The sequence below is a fragment of the Pseudomonas sp. LM13 genome, assembly GCF_041381355.1.
Taxonomy (GTDB): domain Bacteria; phylum Pseudomonadota; class Gammaproteobacteria; order Pseudomonadales; family Pseudomonadaceae; genus Stutzerimonas; species Stutzerimonas frequens.
This window is the reverse complement of the sequence record NZ_JACBXH010000107.1, coordinates 1-1,601: the sequence shown is the minus strand read 5'-3', so window position 1 is coordinate 1,601 and position 1,601 is coordinate 1. Positions and strand designations below refer to the sequence as shown.

Below are 1,601 nucleotides of genomic sequence, written 5' to 3'. Positions count from 1 at the left end.
GTTAAAGGTAAAAAGCATTACGTCTTTGACTGTGTGGCTGACGCTGTAGCCTCTGGTGAGCTGCCTATTGTTGGGGTGGAGTGGCAGGGTGGTGGCGGCCACTGGATGTTGGTAGTGGGGTACCAAGGAGAGGAGGTTGGCGAGGATATTCAATTGACTCATCTGCTCTGCCTGGACCCGGGCCAGGAAGCTCCCAAGGCCAGCCTGTGGAACGCGGTGCTGGAGGTCTACAACAGTGATGGTTCCTCTATCCATCAGGGGCCTATTACGTCCAATTTCTGGGGCATGGACGGCAAAGTGACGAAGTGCCAAGTCAAGGATACCGTCATTCTTTCGCTCGCCGGCGCAGGTTGAGTAAGCCGTACTGGGCACTAGCTAATCGGCGAAGTGTTTTACAAATATCCAGCGTTCGATATTGGAGTAACTGAATGATCGGGAGTTATATCGAAGGCGTGCTGACTTCTGCCTCAGCAAGCTCTGTGACCGAGATTTTTATCTGGCTGATGCTCGGTATTTTTGCGATGGCGGCGCTCCAGGGAAAAAGCGGGAAGCATGGCCTTTTTCTGGAGCATGCGCCGGCAGTATTGGTATCACTCGGCATCCTAGGGACATTTGTCGGGATCGTGATTGGTCTGCTGGATTTTGATGCCCATGACATCAAGGGCAGTATCGAGGGTTTGCTCGATGGACTGCGCACAGCTTTTATCACCAGTCTTGTGGGTATGAGCCTCTCCATACTGTTGAAGGCACTAGATGCTTGGTGGTTTGCTCCAGCCCGAGGTCGTGCGGAGCAGCCGGATAGTGTCACACCCGAGCATATCCATGGTGTGCTCACTCAGCAGGTCAAGCTGCTGGAGGAGCTCAATCAGTCACTGGCCGGCAATGAAGAAGGCTCGCTAGCAGGCCAGCTGAAGTTGATGCGTACCGACGTGAGCGATTTCCGCAATGGTATTGATCGCACCCATCGCGAGTTCCAGGAAAAGCTCTTCCTGCATCTGACCCTGTTCGGGGAGATGCTGGCCAAGTCAGCCACCGAGACGGTGATCGAGGCGCTGCGGCAGGTCATTCAGGATTTCAACAAGCACCTGGTGGAGCAGTTCGGCGATAACTTCAAGGCGCTGAACGAGTCGGTCGGCAAGATGAACGAGTGGCAGGTGCTCTATAAGGAGCACGTGGAGGCGCTTGAAGCACGTATCGAGCTCGCGATCCATGAGCTGGAACGTACTGCTACAGCCAACGAAGCGATCAGCCGCTCCCTGACTAGCTCGGAACAGTCCATCGGCTCTATCGATAACCATTGCCAGAGCATCCCAATGGCTATCAGCCAGCTGGAGCCTGTACTGCAGGTCAACCAGCATCAGATTCAGGAGCTGCAACGGCATCTCGACGCCTTTATTGCCATGCGCGATCAGGCAACCAGCGCTGTATCGGAGATACAGCAGCACATTGAAACACTCACAAAAGGTCTTTCCGACGGTGTTACCAGTGTCATGACCGTCATGCATGAGGGGGCACAGGAATTCGGTCGCTCCGTAGACCGTACCAATACTGCAATGGGGGAGACGGCGAATATCGTGACAAGTAAGTCCGAGGAGATTGCC

General features: G+C 54.5%; 1 protein-coding gene and 1 pseudogene. Both read left to right on the top strand.

Translation table 11 applies throughout. The features are described 5' to 3' along the window. Nucleotides 1-354: pseudogene (locus tag HZR81_RS23490) on the top strand (hypothetical protein); the annotation flags it as partial. A gap of 74 nt (nt 355-428) precedes the next feature. Continuing rightward, nucleotides 429-1,601 (top strand): hypothetical protein (locus HZR81_RS23485; RefSeq protein WP_500129385.1); only part of this gene is annotated, 1,173 nt, incomplete at its 3' end.